Source organism: Acinetobacter sp. IRS14 (genome assembly GCF_034650275.1).
Classification (GTDB): domain Bacteria; phylum Pseudomonadota; class Gammaproteobacteria; order Pseudomonadales; family Moraxellaceae; genus Acinetobacter; species Acinetobacter oleivorans.
The window spans coordinates 47,232-67,276 of sequence record NZ_JAOVFN010000004.1; the positions used below are offsets into that span (position 1 = coordinate 47,232).

The 20,045-nt window shown below is 41.2% G+C and carries 28 protein-coding genes; 1 reads left to right on the forward strand and 27 read right to left on the reverse strand.

Translation table 11 applies throughout. From position 1 onward, the window contains the following. Window position 1: 1 nt before the first annotated feature. Window positions 2-661 carry a phage baseplate protein gene (locus tag ODQ17_RS05245; RefSeq protein ID WP_322902201.1) on the reverse strand — a complete coding sequence of 220 codons (660 nt, stop codon included), beginning with the start codon at window positions 659-661 and terminating at the stop codon, window positions 2-4. A gap of 87 nt (window positions 662-748) precedes the next feature. On the opposite strand from ODQ17_RS05245, the gene ODQ17_RS05250 reads away from it, so the two are divergent. Continuing rightward, window positions 749-1,096, forward strand: coding sequence for a lysozyme inhibitor LprI family protein (locus tag ODQ17_RS05250; protein ID WP_322902203.1), 348 nt, complete (start codon window positions 749-751; stop codon window positions 1,094-1,096). On the opposite strand, the gene ODQ17_RS05255 is transcribed toward ODQ17_RS05250, so the two are convergent. The 26 genes from ODQ17_RS05255 to ODQ17_RS05375 all read right to left on the reverse strand — a co-directional run bounded on the left by ODQ17_RS05255 (window position 1,093) and on the right by ODQ17_RS05375 (window position 20,032). Beyond that, complete coding sequence (locus ODQ17_RS05255) at window positions 1,093-3,294, reverse strand: phage tail tape measure protein (protein WP_322902477.1); 2,202 nt, start codon at window positions 3,292-3,294, stop codon at window positions 1,093-1,095. The genes ODQ17_RS05250 and ODQ17_RS05255 overlap by 4 nt on opposite strands. 10 nt (window positions 3,295-3,304) lie before the next feature. After that, window positions 3,305-3,457 carry a DUF6889 family protein gene (locus ODQ17_RS19195; protein ID WP_442872388.1) on the reverse strand — a complete coding sequence of 51 codons (153 nt, stop codon included), beginning with the start codon at window positions 3,455-3,457 and terminating at the stop codon, window positions 3,305-3,307. A gap of 35 nt (window positions 3,458-3,492) precedes the next feature. Beyond that, the gene (locus ODQ17_RS05260) at window positions 3,493-3,942 is read right to left on the reverse strand and encodes a phage tail assembly chaperone (protein ID WP_322902205.1); all 450 of its coding nucleotides are present in this window, start codon (window positions 3,940-3,942) and stop codon (window positions 3,493-3,495) included. A gap of 11 nt (window positions 3,943-3,953) precedes the next feature. Beyond that, the gene (locus ODQ17_RS05265) at window positions 3,954-4,397 is read right to left on the reverse strand and encodes a phage structural protein (protein WP_322902207.1); all 444 of its coding nucleotides are present in this window, start codon (window positions 4,395-4,397) and stop codon (window positions 3,954-3,956) included. Between the two features lie 10 nt (window positions 4,398-4,407). Next, window positions 4,408-5,529 (reverse strand): DUF3383 family protein, encoded by a 1,122-nt coding sequence (locus tag ODQ17_RS05270; protein ID WP_322902209.1) that lies wholly within the window; start codon window positions 5,527-5,529, stop codon window positions 4,408-4,410. After that, entirely contained in the window at window positions 5,526-6,071 is a 546-nt protein-coding gene (locus tag ODQ17_RS05275) for a phage neck terminator protein (protein WP_322902211.1), read from the reverse strand. The genes ODQ17_RS05270 and ODQ17_RS05275 overlap by 4 nt, the downstream gene beginning before the upstream one ends. 3 nt (window positions 6,072-6,074) lie before the next feature. After that, a complete protein-coding gene (locus ODQ17_RS05280; RefSeq protein ID WP_322902213.1) occupies window positions 6,075-6,443 on the reverse strand; it encodes a hypothetical protein in 369 nt (122 codons plus the stop codon). Beyond that, window positions 6,436-6,990 carry a hypothetical protein gene (locus tag ODQ17_RS05285; protein ID WP_322902479.1) on the reverse strand — a complete coding sequence of 185 codons (555 nt, stop codon included), beginning with the start codon at window positions 6,988-6,990 and terminating at the stop codon, window positions 6,436-6,438. Before ODQ17_RS05285 ends, ODQ17_RS05280 begins: the two co-directional genes overlap by 8 nt. Beyond that, complete coding sequence (locus ODQ17_RS05290; protein WP_198080364.1) at window positions 6,987-7,373, reverse strand: DUF4054 domain-containing protein; 387 nt, start codon at window positions 7,371-7,373, stop codon at window positions 6,987-6,989. Before ODQ17_RS05290 ends, ODQ17_RS05285 begins: the two co-directional genes overlap by 4 nt. A gap of 3 nt (window positions 7,374-7,376) precedes the next feature. Further along, window positions 7,377-7,787 carry a hypothetical protein gene (locus ODQ17_RS05295; RefSeq protein WP_322902216.1) on the reverse strand — a complete coding sequence of 137 codons (411 nt, stop codon included), beginning with the start codon at window positions 7,785-7,787 and terminating at the stop codon, window positions 7,377-7,379. A gap of 13 nt (window positions 7,788-7,800) precedes the next feature. After that, the gene (locus tag ODQ17_RS05300; RefSeq protein WP_322902217.1) at window positions 7,801-8,826 is read right to left on the reverse strand and encodes a DUF2184 domain-containing protein; all 1,026 of its coding nucleotides are present in this window, start codon (window positions 8,824-8,826) and stop codon (window positions 7,801-7,803) included. A gap of 62 nt (window positions 8,827-8,888) precedes the next feature. Next, window positions 8,889-9,377: a structural cement protein Gp24 gene (locus tag ODQ17_RS05305; RefSeq protein WP_322902219.1), complete on the reverse strand. Its 489-nt coding sequence runs from the start codon at window positions 9,375-9,377 to the stop codon at window positions 8,889-8,891. A gap of 5 nt (window positions 9,378-9,382) precedes the next feature. Further along, the gene (locus tag ODQ17_RS05310; RefSeq protein WP_322902221.1) at window positions 9,383-10,705 is read right to left on the reverse strand and encodes a DUF2213 domain-containing protein; all 1,323 of its coding nucleotides are present in this window, start codon (window positions 10,703-10,705) and stop codon (window positions 9,383-9,385) included. A gap of 61 nt (window positions 10,706-10,766) precedes the next feature. Continuing rightward, window positions 10,767-11,009 carry a hypothetical protein gene (locus ODQ17_RS05315; protein WP_322902223.1) on the reverse strand — a complete coding sequence of 81 codons (243 nt, stop codon included), beginning with the start codon at window positions 11,007-11,009 and terminating at the stop codon, window positions 10,767-10,769. Window positions 11,010-11,050: 41 nt separating this feature from the next. Beyond that, entirely contained in the window at window positions 11,051-11,638 is a 588-nt protein-coding gene (locus ODQ17_RS05320) for a phage head morphogenesis protein (protein ID WP_322902481.1), read from the reverse strand. Between the two features lie 70 nt (window positions 11,639-11,708). Then, on the reverse strand, window positions 11,709-13,124 hold the full coding sequence (locus tag ODQ17_RS05325; RefSeq protein ID WP_322902225.1) for a DUF1073 domain-containing protein: 1,416 nt from the start codon (window positions 13,122-13,124) through the stop codon (window positions 11,709-11,711). A gap of 10 nt (window positions 13,125-13,134) precedes the next feature. Continuing rightward, on the reverse strand, window positions 13,135-14,793 hold the full coding sequence (locus tag ODQ17_RS05330) for a terminase (protein WP_322902227.1): 1,659 nt from the start codon (window positions 14,791-14,793) through the stop codon (window positions 13,135-13,137). Then, complete coding sequence (locus ODQ17_RS05335) at window positions 14,790-15,296, reverse strand: DUF2280 domain-containing protein (RefSeq protein ID WP_322902229.1); 507 nt, start codon at window positions 15,294-15,296, stop codon at window positions 14,790-14,792. Before ODQ17_RS05335 ends, ODQ17_RS05330 begins: the two co-directional genes overlap by 4 nt. A 59-nt stretch (window positions 15,297-15,355) precedes the next feature. Further along, complete coding sequence (locus ODQ17_RS05340; protein WP_322902230.1) at window positions 15,356-15,997, reverse strand: putative metallopeptidase; 642 nt, start codon at window positions 15,995-15,997, stop codon at window positions 15,356-15,358. Beyond that, window positions 15,966-16,433: a hypothetical protein gene (locus ODQ17_RS05345; RefSeq protein ID WP_322902231.1), complete on the reverse strand. Its 468-nt coding sequence runs from the start codon at window positions 16,431-16,433 to the stop codon at window positions 15,966-15,968. The genes ODQ17_RS05340 and ODQ17_RS05345 overlap by 32 nt, the downstream gene beginning before the upstream one ends. Before the next feature lie 240 nt (window positions 16,434-16,673). Further along, complete coding sequence (locus tag ODQ17_RS05350) at window positions 16,674-16,904, reverse strand: hypothetical protein (RefSeq protein WP_322902233.1); 231 nt, start codon at window positions 16,902-16,904, stop codon at window positions 16,674-16,676. Window positions 16,905-17,015: 111 nt separating this feature from the next. Then, the gene (locus tag ODQ17_RS05355) at window positions 17,016-17,258 is read right to left on the reverse strand and encodes a hypothetical protein (protein ID WP_322902235.1); all 243 of its coding nucleotides are present in this window, start codon (window positions 17,256-17,258) and stop codon (window positions 17,016-17,018) included. Window positions 17,259-17,403: 145 nt separating this feature from the next. Continuing rightward, window positions 17,404-18,138, reverse strand: a complete 735-nt coding sequence (locus ODQ17_RS05360; protein WP_322902237.1) for a hypothetical protein — start codon at window positions 18,136-18,138, stop codon at window positions 17,404-17,406. 70 nt (window positions 18,139-18,208) lie between these two features. Further along, window positions 18,209-18,667 (reverse strand): hypothetical protein, encoded by a 459-nt coding sequence (locus ODQ17_RS05365; protein ID WP_322902239.1) that lies wholly within the window; start codon window positions 18,665-18,667, stop codon window positions 18,209-18,211. After that, a complete protein-coding gene (locus ODQ17_RS05370) occupies window positions 18,667-18,882 on the reverse strand; it encodes a hypothetical protein (protein ID WP_068523751.1) in 216 nt (71 codons plus the stop codon). The genes ODQ17_RS05365 and ODQ17_RS05370 overlap by 1 nt, the downstream gene beginning before the upstream one ends. Continuing rightward, window positions 18,875-20,032 (reverse strand): hypothetical protein, encoded by a 1,158-nt coding sequence (locus tag ODQ17_RS05375; protein ID WP_322902241.1) that lies wholly within the window; start codon window positions 20,030-20,032, stop codon window positions 18,875-18,877. The genes ODQ17_RS05370 and ODQ17_RS05375 overlap by 8 nt, the downstream gene beginning before the upstream one ends. Window positions 20,033-20,045 lie beyond the last annotated feature (13 nt).

Below are 20,045 nucleotides of genomic sequence, written 5' to 3' on the forward strand. Positions count from 1 at the left end.
ATTAACCAAATGGGTTTTGTAGTTCCCACCCTCCGCCGACTTGCGCACCACCAAACAATTGCCCTAAGACAGAAGTACTTACCTCTTTTGGTTGGACGGTACCGCCATTCGATACACTGGCAGTAGCTTCCGGGCTTGCTTGGTTCTCAATAGCAACAAGTACCATCTCAGTACTGACGATTAAAATCTTTTTAAAAGTAATATCGATCATCAAAACATTTTCTGTTTGGAGATCCGTAGTACATGCAAGCGACTTAATCAGCATGTTTGTATAAAGGCGCTTACCCGTTGAAATAATTAAGGGTAAAGCTTGGTCCTGAAGCTGCAGCAATGTTTGATAAACAATCGTTAAGCTTGTATTACCGCCTAAAACCGTATCACCTAAAAAACCATTTAAAGCACCGGCACTCTCTGACCATCCCACTTTCATGGTTACTTCTGGAGGTTCTTTGTATGCATGGTCTGAAATTGGTGCACCAACCTCCGTTGGGTGTTCAGTGATTTTAAGTTCATCTTTATGCTTTTCTTCAATCGTAACGTCTGCGAAAAGCCCCATGATCGTACGGCCACGGCCAGACAATAACAATGAACCCAAGACCTCTGTGCTGGGTAGTGCCGCGGCAGATCCTAGGGCACCATTAACTAATGTTCCTATTGCCATAATTTCACTCGTATAATATAAAAGGGCGTATATACAAAAATTAATCTACTAACTCATTCCTAAGTCATTATTTTTCAAAGGTTCCAAATGAAAAATCTGCTCATTGCTACAATAGCTTTAACTTTTAGTGTTGGGGTTTTTGCTGATTGTAACGACCCTAAGAACTCACACGAAATTCAGCAATGTCTATCTAGTGAAATCACATCACTCAAAAAAGATTTAAATGCTACATACGCAAAACTCTACAAACAGACCGATGCTAAGCAAGAGTTAGATAATGCTCAGAAAGCTTGGTTAAAGTATAAAGATTTGCAGTGTGGTGACTTCACAGTAGCAGATGCTGGATATAGTTCTGGTCAAGTTGCTTATGACTTAGCATGCCAAGCAGAATTAATAGAGCAGCGAATTAGTTTCTTGAAAAACCAACTTAACTAACCAACCAAAACCCCTTTTGCACCTCTCGCCATAAACGTTAAAGCATTTTCTTGCTGACGTTTAACTGCATTAGCAGAATCAATAGGACTTGATGCTCCATTAATCGTCATATCAGTTTGATAAGTCTGATTAATTACAACATTACTTGCTGTCATGGCATTAGAGTTATTGATCTGCGACTTGTGCGGATTACCCACCGGGGGTGCAAAAGTCTGAATATTTCCATTTGAGGATGTACCAAAATTACTTGGCAACTTGTTGTCTCGAATTGAGATATTAAAGGGCTTTGGTTTGAATTTAATTAAATCGTTAGTTGTACCATGCCCATGTACTGCCTTGCCCGATCCAAAAACCATTCCCTCTTTTTTAGACTTCGCATAAAAAGCATCAACCCATGCCTTCCTATTCTTTTTGTCTGAAGAATATGGATTTGCATAATTTAAGTGTTCTCCAACTATTGATGATTTCCCTCTAGATCTCTCCTCTAAGTATGCTAAAACTTCGGCTCTAACTCTCGGGTTTACATCCTTATTTGGCATATTTTGCACACTACCATAGGGATTAAGATTAATTGTCTTACCATCTCTTGTTTTGTAAGATTTCGGCCCTGTTATCTTACTAAATTGTCGTCGAGCATTTGCTACATCTCGAACTGAGTTTCCCCACTTACCTGAAGCTACACGATTCAGAATTGTATCTACAACGCCCTGCGTTTGTTTGGTAAAAGCCTCCCCCTTCAAAGATCCAACAACTTCTGTTGAGGTGACCTTTACAAGATCCTCAATATCTTGTTTTGACAGGTGCAGTATGGAACCATTCATGCCACTAATTGAACTACCCAATGAGCTAGATACAGCCCCTTTAACTGCCCCCACAGTAGCTTTAGCCGCCCCTGCAGCTGCTGCCACACCTTTTTCAACGGCACTCTTAACATATTGCGTAGCACTGGCCACTTTGTCTTGCGTTGGTGTGACCTTAGATTGATCAGTAGGGTTTACATATTTTTGTACAGCCTGTTTCGCATTTTGTACGCCTTGCTGAACTTCTGTAGCAACCTCTTTAAGAGCACCAGCAGGATCATGAATAACTTTCTGAACAAATTCGATAGTCTTGTCTTTAACCTTATCGAGAATATCTAAGAAGTCTTTAATCTTGTTGATAATGGTTTCTATCCCATTAGTCCATTTGGACCAATCAAATAGTGACTTGCCGCCTTCACGCCAAGTTTTGTAATCATCATAGAGTAAGGCCAGTGCTGCACCTAATGCCAGGATAATTCCAATCGGTGAAGCTAAGAATGCGAGCCGGAATAACTTCAGTAATCCGATAAAGGTTTTTAGTGCCGGTATAAACTTAAGCAGCAACTCGAACGACTTGGCCATAGCACTAAACATTAAAGCCAGCATCGCAAAGCGTAGACCAATGGCCAGACCTTCTTTGATATGTGGGTTTAACTGTGAAAATGCATGAATACCAGCCTGAATTAACTGATTAAGCAAACGCAAGATTGGAATAAGAGCTTTACCAGCTTGCATAACGATGACTTGAAAACCTGTTTTGGTCATCATTGTCAGATCACGATACTCAGTCATAAACTCATTACCTGACTTAGCCAGGTCATCATTCATACCGAGTTCTTTCTGGATCTTCTGGTATTTCTCCATATTGGCAATGAATTTACCATCACGCATGGCCAACAATGTTTTTTGATCGATACCCAAAGAATTGGCATACGCGTTTGCCTGGTAAGCTGGCATTTTTGCTAAAACACCGCTTAGATCCTTCATGACTTCAACGCGGTCACGCATCTGTCCATTAGCATCGCGAGTGCTTACGCCAAGGCTTTTGATTTGACCTTCATAGCCTGGAGAGTTTCGGATCTTTTCAGCTAAAGACTCTAAAGATCCGATCGCTCCATCTGCACTACCGCCCAGTTGAGCAATGGCATTCCCATAAGCATTAATATTTGTGACGCTAGCACCAATGCGCTGAGACGAAAAATATAGCTTATCTAGCTCACTAGCCGTTTGACGCACAGCCACAACCGCACCAGTGGCCAAAGCCATTAATGCACCATTTAACGCCTTAGCTTTCCACTCAATGCCATCCATGGCACTTTTCATACTAGCTAGACCTGAATTATCAGTATCAAATCCAAGTGAAACCAAAAAGTCACGAACAACACCATTTTTAGCCATGGGACCACCATTATTTATTTTTTCTTTCACGCTCCTGGTTAAGCAGATATTCATTATCTGCAACGACATCGAGCGCATCATTCATGAGAGCTATATCAGCAAGATCTAGCGTCCCATTAATTAAAGATTCGTATTTGCACATGCCTTTAATGACTGGCCGCATGAGCCAATCAGACTCATCCGGCAAGCTTTGAAAAGTTATTGAGGTTGCTTCTGCATGCTCGATGCCTTCATAAGCAACCCTTGAATAAAATTTCCCAAATTGACCCGAATAGTTGCGATCACTAGCGGCAATAATTGAGTCATATCGATATCATCAAACATAATTGTGTTATTGCGGCACACAACGGCACCTCCGCGTTTAGCAACGCTTAAACACTTAAAAATGATGTAATTGACATCTTCATCGGGCATTTGCGCGAAAGCTTCCATCAATGGGGATAATGAATCAGCTAAAGGCTGCAGATCGGTAAGATCCCCCCTTTTACCGCCATCAATAGAATCAATGGCCTTTGCCAAATCACCTTTGGCAACTTCTGCAATGATTGGCATCAACTTAGGCACAATGGGCGCTACTTTTCGAGATACGTGAAACTGATCGACCGCATTTAAGCGGCCGATTGTGTATTCAATTCCATTAATTTCCATAATCTAAAACCTTACTCGTATGTGCCTAGTTGCTCTTCAATTTTGATCGAATCAAAGACCCATTCAACTGTTCCACCATCTTTAGCTTTTTTAAGATCAGGAACTTTTTTAAATGCGCACTTGGTTGCGGTGGCATTATCACCAGACCCTTCATGGTTTAAGGTGATAGTATTCTTGCCCCATTTTTTTGTATTAACTTTTTGCAAGTTATAAAGATTCATTAACTTGGCATTTGTTGGTGAGGTTTTTAGGAGACTAATTGTCACTTGTCCTGAGTTGTCAGCATGTAATGAATGCATACCTTCACCATCCGAACCAATGGTCATAGAGTTCTTATCGCCCCCCATTGCAATGGTAATGCCCTCTTCAGAAACACCAGCGCCATAACCAACATCAATAACCGCATCTGCACTCGTTAAAGTGCAATGGGTATCCATAAAAGAATATGTACTCACGAATTACTCCTTAACGATTAATTGCTACAAGAACATCGGCTGAATGGGTAGCACCACCCAACTTCCCAGCAATTTGGAACACTGGCGCTTTACGGGCTTCACGTTCCGATTGAGGTTGATCATCTAAACTATTGGCAAACACATAAAAGCCCTTAGGTAGATAATCACCAGTTGAGAGCACACCAAAGCTGTCGCCATTCCATTGGCCAGGGGCAAGCAAACCATTGGTGACACCTTGTCCACATGCAACTTCAAGTACTGCGCATTGACGATTTACACCGCCACCTGTTTGCGGGATCTTGGTTGTATTGGTGTAGTAAAGATTAAACAATGCTGTTTCTAAATGGTTTTGGAACCAATCAAGGCCATGGATCTCATCAAAGAATGAGCCATCACTCATGACACCTTCTTGCAAAATTGCTGTGTCATTGTTATATCCGGCATAAACATTACAGTTGATTGCGGTCAATGCCTTCGCTTCGTCCGTATCCAGATCTTCAGGTGCAATACCAGGAAGTTGCTTAAACTTCAAAGTAATCGTTGTGTTAGTTCCTAAGAAATTCACCGTAAATGCACGGCCAAATACTGAAGCAGCTGCATAAGGATTATCACTGGAGAAGATTGGTAAGGTACGGCGATATTTCTTCTCTTTGATTTTGTAAGGGATGTTTGTTGTATTCGTTAAACTCAAGCAGTTTTCATCCTGTGACGTATAACCAAATACTCGCGTTGGATCCGCTGCTTCAATCAGTGCAGCAACATCTAAAACTTCTTGTTCGGTTAGATCTGAAGCGATCACCAAACCATACCATTTAAGCGATTTAAGGCAGGCTTGAACTACTGCCTGCGCAGTTTCAGCACCAGTACCTTCCTTATGCCAATAGCCAATATATAACGTACGTGGCTTAGGTGATTGACTGAAATATGCCAATGCTGCTTTGTATTCAGGATCATCAACGCCGTAATCGTCACCGACTTCGGTAATACTTGAATATGGGCGCATACGCTCAATCACATCAATAACACCACTGGTAGGACCAAGGATTAGAAGAGATCCAAACGAGCGCGGGCCTGCCGCTAATGCAGCAAGGCTAATGCTGACATTTACGACATTAGAAACGGGCAATGTCATGTATTACTCCTGGTAAATTTTATAGTTCCAGCATCTACAAATGACTTAACAGCAAACGTGCGTAATGATTTACGCTTAAAGACAGCGGTTATGTCATATCGATGTACATACTGGTTATTGAGAAAGTCAGGCGCGGTGATGATCTCACCCACCTTAATAAATTTGATTTTTTGCGCTTTGAGCTGCGCGATATTTTGCGGAATGCCTAGACCAGCTTGAAGGACGTTTGCGATCGATTGGCCGTGGTCGCCATAAAACGAAAGGAATAGCGTCAATTCTTCATGTCGAATTGAATCCATTGTTTCGTCTTTCTGTTCGAAGTAAGGCCCATCGTCGGGAGTTATCGACTTTACAGCGAAGGCGCACCAATCCTCACCAACGGCGGGCATTGGTGGCGGTTCAGTTTGATAACGTGGACGAACCATTTCACCTGGTAAAGATGTTATCCCGACAATGAAAGCTTGAAAGATGTCCTCTAGGTCTTGGTCATAAGCAGATCCGCCGCTAGGGGTGATGTAACCCCCTGAAGCAGAATCACCCATGATTTACCCCAATGGCTTTAGCTCGCAAATTGCTTTAATGAAACCTTGGCCATAATGCAAATTATCCAGCACCTGTGAAACGATGTAGGTTTTACCCTTCCATGTAATTTCATCAGCTTTGGTGTTTGCATCCCCCTGAATCAAAGCAAATTGCGTATGAATATTGATTGCACCTTTAATCAAAGTACCATCTGCACGGCGGTCCATCTTGATGCCGCTATTGGTTGTAACGACACCTGAAAATGGAGTATTTGTAATTGTCTCTTGTGGTCGTCCGTTGTTTCCAACAATGACCTCTGTACGCTTGCAAATAATTCCTGTGTCCATAAAGTCCGGATCTAGAAGAACGTCTGAAACATCAAGATTAGCCACGCTTTACCTCCTTGTTCTTTTTCATGATCACGTAAGTAACCGACTTTCTCAGCTCTCCAGTATCGATCAACGGCCGAACTAGGCCAGACTCAGCAGGACCAGTTTCAAGCTGCTTAAGATACTGTTTAGCGCCTTTACGCCCACGCCTTGCTCGAGCACGGATTGTGGCCAAAGATAGAGGGGCAAATTCACCATTAACGAAATAGGCTCGAACTGAATTCATAGCAATCATCCCAGCGGATTCAAGCAACTTCATCATTTTTTGGCTATTACCAGCTAAAGCGGCATCAACCGCTTTAACGAGCTTATCGCTTACTGGTTCTTGAACTTCTTCAACACCCGGAACAAGAAATGGCCGCTCAGGAATATTTTGAGAAGGTGAACCACCTTCCATAAGGTAGCCAATCTGCGCATTGGTTAGACCATCGCCATCAGTACGTGCTTCGCCGTGAGGAATACCAACTAGCACATCTATTTGAGATAATTCAGACATTGCTTGGAAAATGTCAGCTAAGCCTTTACCACTTGATTTAACCCCACTGCTCATAATTGGATGCCTCCAGCGCCAGCCATCAGCAAGAACTGATAAAACTGAACTCCCCATGTGGTCTGGTTCCAGTGGCCAGCATCAGCGATTAGTACGCCCGAAACATCCATGGACTTTGAAACACCATCAACTGATTTAGATGTTTCATTCCCCACAATCTTTCCAGCATCACCACCAATGCTTGCAGCACCCATCGCACGCTTATAAAGCGTGAGATAGTGAGCAATAAACAGTGTCAAACCATAATCAAGCGTATCCCCCCAACGTTCCTCACGAAGTAACTTTTTCCCAAGGTTTAAATAGAAATTAAACTGAAATGACGGATATTGCGTTGTATCAGCGAACATCGGCATTTCTTCACGAAACGAGGATTCACTGATCATAGGTTAGGTTTCCTTTGGTGGCTCTTTTGCCTTAGCCGGTTCTTTTGCCTTTACTTCAGCAGCTTGTGCTTGAAGGGCTTTATCTAACTGGATTTTTAAGTTAGCGATTTCTGTATCACGCTCTTTTAGATCACCTTCAAGTTGTCCAATTTTCTTTGCGGCTTCATCAGACTGCGTTTGAAGAATGCTTAATTCTTCATTTGCTTTGTCTAACTTACTTTGAAGCTCGCTTGCTTGAAGATCATTACCAGTAATTTCTTGGCAATGCGCCTTTACAAACCAGTTATCGGCGATTTCAGCATCTACAAGTTGTAAACCCGCAGATAACTTTTCAGATTTTGGTTGCCCATGTTCATCGACACCAAGATTTACAGTTAGCGGACGAGAAAGAAGAATTTGTACTTGTTTGCTCATGTCTTAATTCCCCTTATAGACCATCGGCATAAAACGCTGTTTCTGGGTATACCCATTCGACTGCACCCAAGCGTCCGTAGTAGGTAGTTAATTGGCGTAAATCACGGTATTCAACTGGCGTACGTTGAAGAGGAACCATAGGGAAGCGAACACGGTTTTCATTTTGTGTGTAACACATCATCCGGTCAGTACCAGCAGTACCTCGACCAGTACACCATTTAGAAGGTTGAATATCTAAAGGCTTACCGTTTTTGGCGTTGGAAATACAATTGACCTTGATATATTCAAGAATAGAGATATTCCCTGCATCAGAAACTTTGCGAGTCACGATTGAACTAAACTGCTCTGGCGGCAATAAAAGCTTAGAAGGGCAAACTGCGAACGCTGAAGCCATCCATGCGTTATATAAGATCATGTTTACATCAGCTAAGATTTCATCAGCCGTTGAAAGCTTCCAGCTCTTATTAACGTTAGTTGCTCCAACTTTGTCAGAGTTCAATAGACCTTGAACCCCAATTACATCATCACCGATATAGACTTGCTCATCGGTATCCATATTGTGTTTAAGAATCAAACCACTGTGTTTTAAAGCATCAACTGGACGACCAACTTGGCGAGCAGATTCTAACTCTGGAATGGTCCAGCCAATCTGATTAGCCCATAGAGTTAAAGGCTGTGCTGTTTTGCCAATATCTAATGCGATACCTTGAATAGCATCTGCATTTTTACCTACCCAAGATTTACCTTGTGGAGATGCACCTCCAGCTGCAGCAAACGTGGCGTTTGAGAAACTCGAAATTTCATCTGCAATAGAAACATCTGAACGAAGATCGATATCACGTGACCAAGTTACATCTGCTAATGGCTCATGCATTGTTTGGTCTAAACGTTCTAATTCACCGACTAAGAAGACACCCGTACTATCGACGGTCTGCGAATCAAAAGTCATCATATGGTCACGTGTACGAGCTCGTACAGGTGTTGCTGTCCCCATTGCTACAGCCTGTGCAATAGTACTTGCTACTAATAGCTTGCTCATATTGTCTTTTCTCCAAGCACAAAAAAACCACCTAATCGGTGGCTGTGCTATTCAATAATTTTTTAAATGTTAAAAGAGATTTCTACATTGCCTTGTGCATCAGCATCATGCATAAAAAATGCATTTGGTAAGATAATGCTGTTTGCTCCATCTGCTGCTGCTTCAATACCACCAACTGGCTTAGCTGCCGTACCAGCAGCAATACGTACATAAACCGTTCCTGCTTTCTTAGCCGTTCCCGCATTACATTTCACGGTCATATAACCACGGCGTAAAACGTCTTGAACGCCGTTTGGATGAGGCGTTGCTTTACCAAGTTCGTTTTGAGATGTTTGTGTTGGATATGCACGAACAAGTAAGCCATAAACGCTTGCTGCTGTATCTGCTCCCGCTAAAAGAACAAATTTACCTGTAGTAGCATCAATTTTTCCAAATAAACCAAATGTTGTGAATTGAGCCCCTACTGGATGGGATTCAATTGTGGATTGGCTTTTACGAGAGACATCACCGGGAATGCCACTCGGCATACGATATAAAAATGCATTAGACATAATTCTTATCCTTGTTTGTTCCAGAAATCACGATTGCGTTGATTAATTTCAGCAGGCGTTGGAGCAGCACGGCCAAAATCACGTGTGGAAATACCAGAACGTACACCTTTGGCATTGTTCTGTTGTTTGATGAGTTCAGATGCCCCAACAAATGCAGCATCGATGGTGTGCGTTGGCAAGTTGTCAAAGTCGGGGTTTGAACCAACGAAAGGCGCGATAGCCTTTTGACCGTCTTGGGTTGAATATGATGCTTTAAGTACTGCACGTTTAGTATTTAAAACTGCTTTACCATTGTTGGCACTGTCGAAGGTAGGTATGCGATAACCAGGCGAAAGAATTTCAGCACGTGAAATTACTTCTTTTAATGAGTCACCGGTATAAGTTTGCGTACCAGATTCATCAAGTTTTTTGGCTGGCTCTGGCTCGGTTAAATCACCGTCATCCTTTGTCTTATTTTCCGGATCGTCGTCGTCATCTTCTGTTTTCTTTTCAGGCTCACCAGAATCTTTGGTCTTTTTCTTTTCTAAAGCACTCATGCGTTTATCCATCGTCTTCATGAGCTTACGCATTTCAGCCTGAAAAGCTGAGTCACCAGTTTTCACTTTTCCTTCTGGTTCATCATCATCTTCGGTTTTGTCATCATCATCCGAATCCACAGTTTTGTCTGCTTCTTCGAGAGCTTGGTCAACTGTGCGTTTTACTCCAAGCAAATTTTGATACCAAGGTTCTTTCTTTTGTGTCTTTTTAGCAGACATAAAACTATCTCCTATTGAGCAGCGGGAACCGCAACGCCCTTTTTCAACCAATGCAATATGGTTTACCCGAATATTGCTCTGTAACCCTTTGCCCTTGCTGGTTTCTGTATAATCAGCATCGTAGCCTAGAGAAATTTCTACTTTCCCATCCAAAACTTTTTGGATAGTTTCTTTATCTGTGACCAATATGTCGGCCATAAGATAATCAGAATCGGCACCCTCACCACGGCGAACATCTTTAACAAAACCCTTAGATAAAAGTTTCCAGTTTTCTGGTGTTACCCAATCACTTGGATGATCATCTGTTACGGGCTTGCCTTCTGCACTAGCAATGGTAATTGGATGGAATAAAACATCCTCACCACGATAAATGATGATCAAGCCAGTATTGTCAGCAGTAACGGGAACTTCACCATCCGCATACATCAATGTGCCAATGCGAGCGAGCGGCACATCGCGACAAAGTAAATAACCCTCGGGAGTTATTTCACGTGTACGGCCCAATTGACCAGTTGTATAAATCTCGGATCGATCAACCGTTTTTTGGTCTTTAGTCTTTTTGCTTTTAAACATGATTCACCTTTTTTCAGGCATTAAAAAACCACCCGAAGGTGGTTTTTGTATAAATTATAAATTAACGATTGAACTCTTCATCTGACATCTCTCCCAAATAGCTAAGAGAAATAATGTTGTAATCTCTAATAATGTCCGCTGGATATTTAGATGTTAAATCATTTAAAGTCATTGATTTAATTGAATCCAAAAGAGGTAATGAAATGTTTTTTTCATGAAATCCGAATGTCCCATGATGGAATTGGAAAATTTCTCCCAAAGTTTCATTTATATAAAATGCTGAAAATAAAAAACGATGTGTCATTTTTTTTCCTAAAGAAATTTATTAAGATCAAGATAATAGCACTAATTTTCTAAAATTACTGGCTCGGGATAACAACGGCAATTGGGCAAACACCCAGCATGCCCGGTTAATTTGTCTAAAGTTGGTGGCTTATGCCAATAGACAAACTTTCCATTCATCTCTTTGTGGCTTGGTCTAACATCACCGTCTTCACTAGTTCGCCAGGTATAACCCTCTGAACCTAGATTCTCGGCTCTAGCTTGAGTAAATACGCATGATGCTCGGCTAACCTCAGTACGTGCAATTGTGTTTGCTCTTGATCTTGTGACGCGGCCAGTTGCCATAATCAAGCCGGCAATCTCACTTGAACGGTTGCCCTCAATTAACGAACGTGTAGAAAGGTCATGAATACGCTGAGCTGCATCTAATGGCAATGACTTAATAAGCCTTACCTGGTCATTTAGAAGTTGCTGATATACGGCACCAACTTCGGTATTCCGGATCTGTTCACGCACACCACGGGAAAGATCTTGTGCATAGATGAGCCAAGTTTTCTCATCACGTAATGCAACATCGGTAATGATTCGCCCTGCTGCATTCTGTGCCCAATGGTGGAGAGTATTTGCATACTCATTTAATGAAGCTGCCATTAAGGAATATGTGCGAGGGTCATTTACATCGAAACCTTTAACAATGGTATCGACGTAGCCAGCGATCTTTCTAAGCTGCTGGCTGTATCGTATCTCGGTCTTTCTCGCTAGGTGCGGTGTTATCCGATTTATCTGTCTCTTCATCATCTAAACCTTCACCTGGTGGCGGTGGATCCTCATCATCAGCTTCTTTAATTTCCTCATCACTAATGTGAGAGAAAACACCCGTAACTTCACTTGATTGGCGCAATTCTTTTAATGCCGTTGAGCGTTTAATGAGTCCACCTTCTTCAGCTGCAAGCACAGCATCGGTTACGCCTTTCGCTACGTTTGCTTTCTTCTCGTCATCTAATTGCCACAATGATGCAAATTTAAAACTAAATGAATCGGGTAATGGTTTACCAAGTACAGACATATGCAACACGGCATAGAGAATCTGCAACGGCGTTCGTAAACGCCCTTCTTGTTGCTGGTTAATATTGTCGTAATAGTTGGCTAGATCAGACTCACCTGTAGCATTTAAACCCGCGGGAGATTGACCAAATAAACGTACAAGTGGGATACCAGTTGCGCCTGAAATTTGTTGCCCAAATTGCAGCAAGATATTATCTAAACCAGAAAAGTTATATTGATGGGATTCGTAGGTATCTTCAGCATCCATCAAGGTCAAACCTTCATTTGACTGCCATTGTCGGATCAGATTAATTTGCTTAACGAGAGCTTCATAAAGTTGTCCACCACCAGCGATAAGACTACGCAAGCCTTTAACTTTATATGTCCGTAGATGCGCCTTATAGACCAACTGACCTGCGCCTAAAGTAGCGCTATCAAAAATCGTTAAACGATCTTCCATCCGTTCAATGACTGATTGTCCCCAAAGGTTTTCAGCAATTGATTGATTGTATGGTAATTCAACGCCATCCATACGGATGACGCGCGAATAGTGGACTCTTTGATTACACAAGCCAACGGAATCGGTAATAACATCGTAATATCGTGGAGTGCCATAATCCGGCCCTAACTCTGTTACCAAATCTTGTAATGTTGGCTGAACCATCCATCGATCAAGAACCAGTAAACCCTTAAACTGATCTTTGCCGATAGTGTTGGTGTTTAACGGCGTTGACACATCATGACCATCGATCATCATGACAGCAATGGCACCACCATAAAGACGGGACCACTTAATTGTTTTATTAAGTCGCCCCCATACTTGTAAGCGATCCATCTCCTGATCTATATTTTCCGATTCTTTTGGATCTGACAGGCCACTCAATTTGACACCTTTACGTGTCATATCGTCAGCTACAACATCAACCACTTGGCCAACTACCCAAGATGACCGGTACATCGCTTCAAGCTTTAAACGGTTACGGCTTAAAAAGTTAAAACCATACCCAGACTGGTCATGCTGGTTTCCAGTACCTAAGCCAACGCGAGCGGCAAAGTTCTGGAATGAATCTTTTGTAAATTTAACTAAGCCCATAACTTTCTCTTTATAGCTTGCCCCAGACACTGAGCTCGCCAATCTGTGGGTTAAAACAAATCATGACGCTATCTGCCCGGTTAGGTGATGCGGTTCCATCTGGCTGTTTATTAACTAGGATTTTGCCAACACCATTTTTTGTGTAGGTTGGTTGTGATAGCTCAGTAGTGAGCAATGCCAGTTCCTTCGCATCTATATCTTCAGTTGATAATGAAATAATCATGTCTGGGTCATAATCACGCCCTTCGAGTGCTCTGAAAGTTTCCTGAAAGCGCAACCGCAACGACCACCAAGACTGTGCTTTTAAATTGGCAAAAAAGTCTTTGTTTAAACGCTTTTCAACCATTTCGCCCTCAGGATCATAAACTGAACCAGATCCCCGGAATGATTCGACATTAACTTCTGATAAACCTAACTCACGGCGCTTTTCATTAATTACCCTGGCATCACCACGGCACCCAGCTCCAAGACCATCGGCGTCGTAGAACAACGTATCGATGGATTTCTCAAAACAGAGATCCATAGCTTTTTGAGTAGTTCCAAAGATGTCATCACCTTTACCTGACCATGTGGCCAAGTAATTCATGACAACGCCGTGACGACCTGTAAATGAGTTTTTATCCTTACCTTCATCAGCTACGTCCAAACCGCCGATACGGTCACCAGTAGGCTCAATTTGAAGTTTCTTATGCACATCGATTGCCGCTTGAACCCAAGCTGAAGGAATCAATACACCTTCCACTGACGCTGCATAGTTAATATCTACTTCTTGAGCAAGTACAACATCATCAAGCGTGGCCAGCTGCTTTTCATACCACGGATGAATCTCTTTGCCGTTGTAGTTTACGGTCCAGTTCTTATCCGGGTTAGCGCGCCAAGGCATTGTAAAAACTGAATAGCGACCGCTAAACCTATCCTGGTGAAAACGATCACCGATACCGTTTGGTGTTGATCCTTTGATGTGAACATTCGTGTTTTGGGAAATAGCAGCATCAACAGCTTCTTGCCGCTCTACGAATGCCCATTCGTCCAAAAAGTACATTGTGGTACGTCCACCGCGGCCAATGTTGTCACCCGCTTCACCTGTGATTGTTGCTCCGTTATCCGGGTTAATGATTCGCATGTAGTTATCATGCACTTTCTCGACAAAGCCCTTAGGCTTCAACCATTGGGGCATTTTGCTGAACATGTCACGGAATTTGTGAAATAGCGTTTTAGGGTCGCCCTTCTTATCGACTAACTCTTCCTTACGACTACCAACACCACCCGCAAAACCCTCTACAAATAACCACCGATGCAAGAAAAAACCCAGCACAACGTAACTCATACCCTCATCACGGGACTTTTCAATTAATCCGTGTGTTTGAGTGCTTTCACGTTCCTCTAGCCACGCCACAAGCTCAACCTGTTTAGGTCTCAATACAAAAGGAATGTTGGCAGGCAAACCAAATGCCATACCACGAGGGTCATATGTCCAAATCCAATTGTTAAACCAATGGACTGGATCTTTACGGCACTTGTATAACTCCGCCTGAATACTAAGTTCGTTTTGCTCAATTGCAGCCTTGTAGTAATAACGCCGTGTCATCTCGGTCATTACTTCAGGCAAGCGTACGTTAATAGTCCACTCTTTAATTAAAGGGGCTATTTCATCTAATGCGTATGTCATAGCTTTCCATTAATCACTAAACGCGAAAGCTCAGCCGGACTGAGTTTTTCAAGCTCATCTGGTGTAAATACTGGAGTCGTAGGCAATTGAGTATTTTCTGTTTTAATTGCCCCGCCACCAGCTCCGGTAATTTCTAATCGTTTCTCGTAAAAACCTTTCACAATCTTTTGCATCTGGTCCACGATCTTAATTGTCATTGTCACGTTATTCTTTTTGGCAAAAAGTAAGTCACTCAAGATTTTTAACTGAACAATGTCATTTGCCCCACTTATGTTGTGAATTGGCTGTTTGAGATATTCCTCTCGCGTAGTCTCAAAAACTTCCTTGAACTCTTTCCTTAAGTCACGCCCGGCTACCTTGGTCGGGTCGTATGCTTCCACTTGCTGCGGTGACACAATAATGTTGAAAGTTTCTTTGACGGCCTTAACAACTTCTGTGGGTGTCATGAATTGCGCAAGTGACCGAACTATAAAGAGTTGCTCGGCTTTTTTTAGCTTCGCCATAATTCAAAATCCATCAAGGCTCATCAAGGAAACAAGGCAAAAAAAATGAGCCAAAAGGCTCAACTAATTAGGCAAGTTCCACAGCACTTGGAAATATTTACATCTGATACAAACGGCGCTTGCTTCGCCACTTCAATAAGTCGCTTCACGTTCTCGTCTGCTCCCCATCGTTTAACCACGCCCACAAACTCTTCAACGTCATGACCAGCCAAATAATGTTTTGGTAGACCTGACATTTCACCAAGTATTGGCTCGCCGTCTTCGTCACGCTCAACACCAATGTGATAAAGCTCATGTTCGATCAAAGCGCAAAAATCTCGGTCCGTTGCTTGTTCGCAAAAACTAGCATCAATAGTGATGAGATAAACCGGCACATAACCAAACCAATCACGCATTTGTTGTTCCTGGCGAGCTTTACGCCAACCACCAACGTTAAACATGACTTTCTCGCACTGGCCAGAAACCATTTGTTTTTTAACCGTGCACGCTTGTGATGCCCATGCAAATGCAAGAAAGCCTTCGTTCTCATGTATGAGCTCAGCAATATGGTCATGGTCTGGGTTATAGAGAACACCATCTATTGTTAGATAATTTTCAAAAACCCAATCCATAAGATCTGGTGCCGGTATTAATCGTGTAGCCTGCTCATCTTCTGCCTGATCAATAAAATCAGCCGGAGGAAATGGTCTGATCTGTTCCATTAAAAATGTGCCTCTTCAAGTTTTTTAACCATTGGCTCGCATAGTCAACTCTTAACTGCAAAGGCCCTGATTCATTAACCTTAAACCTTGTAGCTGACTCCAAGCGTACAACTGTATAGCCCATCTCTTCAGCAACATCGTAACGATCAAGACTCCATGCTTTATTTTTAAGCTTCCCTTTTCGTCCACCCGACCAAGGACCACCAGCAATTTCAACAAGAATTCGATGCTCAATTAAATGGAAATCGAAGCGCCAATGTTTTGTAGATTTAAATTGAAATTTCTTTTCATACTTAAACTCAAGAACATCTAAAGCCTTTGTAAAATCTTCTTCAGCTTTTAAATATTTCTCTGTAGCTTTTGGCAATGGCGTGTATTTTGGTTTCGGTTTCTGTGGGCGCTTTCCTGTGAGTTGCAAATACTTAGTGGCTTCCATACAAACACCCTTACATCACGGCGACCTTTAAGCCAATTTAGCTTTTTAATAGCTAAAAAAAATCGCTCATCTAAGTGAGCGATTTCTTGATCTGTCAGGCCTTTGGTTGTGCAACTGCCTATATGCTTTAATTCTTGCTCGGTCTTCCTAATTTCTACATCAATATTTTGAAGCATGGCATCTCCAAACAGGCAATAAAAAACCCACCAATTGGTGGGCTTCATTTTTCATTAATCAAAATCAAGAAAGGTATTTGTATTTTTCAGCTAAATATTTGCCGGCGATATCTGTTGTTTCCATATATGGCAATTCAGCACAAAGCCAAAACCGATATGTATTTTCACCAACTTTGTAACTCTGGCGGTTATAGGTAGATTGTTTACTTGCATCTATTTCACTGGCTTCAAAAAATGTACCTTCACGGTTATTAACAACTTCGCCGTCTAAATCACCGCCAATACAAATATACATTGAGCTAATCCATAAAATTATGAATGGCAGCTTAACATATAAAGTAAAAAGCCCCGCCAATAATCGATATTTAGCGGGGCCCTTTTGTGCCGTAATACACTCGGCTAATTTTTAACTGACATGTTGAATATCAACCACTATATGATGAGTTCCGATATAACTCTTTAAATTTGCATTTCTTAACTCTTCGTGAAAATTAAAAGGGACATCACTACCGCCATCTAAATAAATCCACTTAGTTTTAATAACTCTTGTTGTATATCCATCAATGCCTTGAGTTTCTTCAGAATTATCAATTTCTTGAACTTTTATTTCCTCACCACTCTCAATTTCTTTTAAAGTAATAATCCTCATTTTTATCCCCTTGTTATTGGAGATATTTTTATACCACAGAAATGAAAAAAGCCCACCATTTTGGCGAGCTCTTTAAATTTTGTCTGGCGATCTATGTATAAAGCGCCCATTTTAGAAATACTTATACTCAACCGTTCTGTTTAAGTCAAGCTAATGATATTTCTTCTGGTTCAAAATGAAACGATCTTGCAAGGCTATCTCTAATACAGTTTTCCCAATTTTCGATACATGCTTCCGCAATTAATTCGTATGGCTCATAACGTTCAGAATAACCAGATTTTGAAACTTTTAATTTTGCGATCGTAATTTTCTCATGCAATGTATAAGGGCGTTTTCCAGTACTTGCACATTTTTCACAAAACTTTGAACCATCTGGATATCCCTTATCATTAAACAATTCCAGCTTACCCAATCCCTGACAATGGCTGCACATTGCTTTAGTAAACAACCGCCCACGTAAAACAACTTCCGATAAACCTTTGGCCACGTTAGTTAAGTCGCCCTGACAATTATTTGGCTTGAAGTTCTTCTTGATCATTTCCTTATGGATCTTACTAGCCAAGACGTTTCTAACACGGAAAAAATCAGCAGAATTAATATCACCTTTTTTGATTTCTACTTTGCCTGGTATTTCATCAATACGCTTCTTAACTTCCTTTCCATCAATTATCCTGGTCTCATAAATTTTTTTTGCTTCTGTAACCTCTGTAATGCGTTCAAAGTCAACTCGCTCAATAAGCAATTCAGCCCATTTTTTTGCCCCGGTAGGTAATAAAGCAATTTCTCCTAAGACTACGGATTTTGTGATTTTCCCCTTACCTTCGCTTTGAGCTATAGCAAGGCGAAGTAACTCAATAAAATCAAACTTTTCAACCAACATAATCGCCTTCCTATTTACCCTTTATCCTTTACCATTATTAAAAAACAACTTGTTAAAACCCTTGTTAACATCAAAACTTTGCATATCGCCCGAACACAAGCATTGCTGCATCTCGTGCATGTTCATTTGTACGTTTTGCCCACCCTGTTAGTTTTAAAAAATACTTAGCATCTGTTTTAGTTTTATTCGCAGCTGGATGAATCATCTTGTACTTCAAGCCTTGTTCGATACACCACTGCTCCCAAATCTGTGCATCACGCTTGACTGATCCAATCCCTTCACGAACACCAGCACCACTACGAGCTTGTCTTGCATCTGCATTACCGAACCATGTGCGCAAACGGGCATCTTCAATAAACAACATTAGATTTTCTTTGCCATATTCCCCGGCCAGCTCTAAAACTTTATTCATTGCCAGGGTAATCGTTAAAGTTTCGACCTCATGTAGTTGGCCACCCTTGCCCTTGTCAAAAGCAACTGCAAATCCAGTATGTACTCCAGTATCCACCCCAATTAAAACCTTACTCATCAAACATTACCCTTAATTAACTGGTCCAATTCCCTAGCAAAATGGCTATACATCTGAGACTTTTCAAAATCTCTAATACGACTTAATTCGTGTGCCTCAACTCTGTACTTCTGAGCCATTTCACTTATTGATTTTTTAAGCTCATCCACATTCGCTTGTTGTTCTTTTTGAATCTCCCAAGCCCACTTTCCAGATTTACCCTCAAACTCACTCATGGCTAGTTCCTTTTGCTTGAGTTTTAAAACCCATCTCGATTAAGTACGGAATAAACGGTTTTTGTTGCTCTGGATCTACCAGCTTTTGAGCCATGCGTTTACCTGCATCCATCCAAGATTCCCCGCTATGACAAAATGAATCTTTAAAATTAGGATGGTTTACTAGGCGGCGAGCAAATGCGAAAAGCTGTTTTTCTGAAGCGAAAGTAATCACATCAGGAAGTTGGTTTTCAGATTGTGTTGATTGTCCACTTGAGTTTTTGTTTTCAAATGAATGTGGAGCTGGTGTTTTCATCTTTGCGTATTTAGCGCGAGCTTTAAGCATCCACTCTGCAAAAAATTTAACCATGTAATCATCGGAGTGATTGCGATCTTCGTTAAACCCGTTAAATGCTTTTAACTCTCTTTCAAACCAGTGAGCATTAAAAATCTCGTTGGTATCGATTGATGGATTGATTGAACAAATTTCATATTTCAAATTTTCCAAAACAAACCACGTATTTTTTTTATTTTGATAGTTTCTTTTGATAGTTGTATTTTGTGGGTTAAAAATTTTAACCACTTGAGGTAAAAATTCTTTACCACTTGCGGTAAAAATATTTAACCACTTACCGTTTGTGGTGGTAAAAAAATTTAACCATCTTGGTGAGTTATCCACACAACTATGCACAGGGTAAAGGTGGTAAAGATTTTTAACCAGTACCGCACTTTCTCCATTCGTTTTTAAGTAAAATCCGTTTACTTTGTGATCTAATTTAAGACCATATCCAAAGTGGTTAAAATTTTTAACCACCTCTTTATTGAACAATATAAATGTCTTTACTAAGATTTTTCGGGTCGGAAATTTAATTAGATTACCTAAATAATAAGCATCTACTGGTGAATAAACATTTCCATATTTAGATTGATGGTGTTTTTTAATCAAACCCACGTTTTCTAATTCAGTTAAACATTTAATTACAGTAGGACGGCTTTTTAAAGATAAACCTTCTAATTGGCGCAAAGAGAGCGCATCACTCTCCTTTGTCCAGCCGCGTGTTTTGCGAATAATTAACAGATAGATCTTCACTGAAGCATCACTAATTTTATTCATGGCTTCGTCAACAAATGCGTTAGCCACCATAAAAGAATTGGGTGTAAATTTACTCATGATCTAAGTACCT

What these genes read in the sequence shown, in the direction of transcription:
- ODQ17_RS05245 (WP_322902201.1), bottom strand. Translation starts at nt 661, where the DNA reads ATGGCAATAGGAACATTAGTTAATGGTGCCCTAGGATCTGCCGCGGCA.
- ODQ17_RS05250 (WP_322902203.1), top strand. Translation starts at nt 749, where the DNA reads ATGAAAAATCTGCTCATTGCTACAATAGCTTTAACTTTTAGTGTTGGG.
- ODQ17_RS05255 (WP_322902477.1), bottom strand. Translation starts at nt 3,294, where the DNA reads ATGGCTAAAAATGGTGTTGTTCGTGACTTTTTGGTTTCACTTGGATTT.
- ODQ17_RS19195 (WP_442872388.1), bottom strand. Translation starts at nt 3,457, where the DNA reads ATGCGGCCAGTCATTAAAGGCATGTGCAAATACGAATCTTTAATTAAT.
- ODQ17_RS05260 (WP_322902205.1), bottom strand. Translation starts at nt 3,942, where the DNA reads ATGGAAATTAATGGAATTGAATACACAATCGGCCGCTTAAATGCGGTC.
- ODQ17_RS05270 (WP_322902209.1), bottom strand. Translation starts at nt 5,529, where the DNA reads ATGACATTGCCCGTTTCTAATGTCGTAAATGTCAGCATTAGCCTTGCT.
- ODQ17_RS05275 (WP_322902211.1), bottom strand. Translation starts at nt 6,071, where the DNA reads ATGGGTGATTCTGCTTCAGGGGGTTACATCACCCCTAGCGGCGGATCT.
- ODQ17_RS05285 (WP_322902479.1), bottom strand. Translation starts at nt 6,990, where the DNA reads ATGAGCAGTGGGGTTAAATCAAGTGGTAAAGGCTTAGCTGACATTTTC.
- ODQ17_RS05290 (WP_198080364.1), bottom strand. Translation starts at nt 7,373, where the DNA reads ATGATCAGTGAATCCTCGTTTCGTGAAGAAATGCCGATGTTCGCTGAT.
- ODQ17_RS05295 (WP_322902216.1), bottom strand. Translation starts at nt 7,787, where the DNA reads ATGAGCAAACAAGTACAAATTCTTCTTTCTCGTCCGCTAACTGTAAAT.
- ODQ17_RS05300 (WP_322902217.1), bottom strand. Translation starts at nt 8,826, where the DNA reads ATGAGCAAGCTATTAGTAGCAAGTACTATTGCACAGGCTGTAGCAATG.
- ODQ17_RS05305 (WP_322902219.1), bottom strand. Translation starts at nt 9,377, where the DNA reads ATGTCTAATGCATTTTTATATCGTATGCCGAGTGGCATTCCCGGTGAT.
- ODQ17_RS05310 (WP_322902221.1), bottom strand. Translation starts at nt 10,705, where the DNA reads ATGTTTAAAAGCAAAAAGACTAAAGACCAAAAAACGGTTGATCGATCC.
- ODQ17_RS05315 (WP_322902223.1), bottom strand. Translation starts at nt 11,009, where the DNA reads ATGACACATCGTTTTTTATTTTCAGCATTTTATATAAATGAAACTTTG.
- ODQ17_RS05320 (WP_322902481.1), bottom strand. Translation starts at nt 11,638, where the DNA reads ATGGCAGCTTCATTAAATGAGTATGCAAATACTCTCCACCATTGGGCA.
- ODQ17_RS05325 (WP_322902225.1), bottom strand. Translation starts at nt 13,124, where the DNA reads ATGGGCTTAGTTAAATTTACAAAAGATTCATTCCAGAACTTTGCCGCT.
- ODQ17_RS05330 (WP_322902227.1), bottom strand. Translation starts at nt 14,793, where the DNA reads ATGACATACGCATTAGATGAAATAGCCCCTTTAATTAAAGAGTGGACT.
- ODQ17_RS05335 (WP_322902229.1), bottom strand. Translation starts at nt 15,296, where the DNA reads ATGGCGAAGCTAAAAAAAGCCGAGCAACTCTTTATAGTTCGGTCACTT.
- ODQ17_RS05340 (WP_322902230.1), bottom strand. Translation starts at nt 15,997, where the DNA reads ATGGAACAGATCAGACCATTTCCTCCGGCTGATTTTATTGATCAGGCA.
- ODQ17_RS05345 (WP_322902231.1), bottom strand. Translation starts at nt 16,433, where the DNA reads ATGGAAGCCACTAAGTATTTGCAACTCACAGGAAAGCGCCCACAGAAA.
- ODQ17_RS05350 (WP_322902233.1), bottom strand. Translation starts at nt 16,904, where the DNA reads ATGTATATTTGTATTGGCGGTGATTTAGACGGCGAAGTTGTTAATAAC.
- ODQ17_RS05355 (WP_322902235.1), bottom strand. Translation starts at nt 17,258, where the DNA reads ATGAGGATTATTACTTTAAAAGAAATTGAGAGTGGTGAGGAAATAAAA.
- ODQ17_RS05360 (WP_322902237.1), bottom strand. Translation starts at nt 18,138, where the DNA reads ATGTTGGTTGAAAAGTTTGATTTTATTGAGTTACTTCGCCTTGCTATA.
- ODQ17_RS05365 (WP_322902239.1), bottom strand. Translation starts at nt 18,667, where the DNA reads ATGAGTAAGGTTTTAATTGGGGTGGATACTGGAGTACATACTGGATTT.
- ODQ17_RS05370 (WP_068523751.1), bottom strand. Translation starts at nt 18,882, where the DNA reads ATGAGTGAGTTTGAGGGTAAATCTGGAAAGTGGGCTTGGGAGATTCAA.
- ODQ17_RS05375 (WP_322902241.1), bottom strand. Translation starts at nt 20,032, where the DNA reads ATGAGTAAATTTACACCCAATTCTTTTATGGTGGCTAACGCATTTGTT.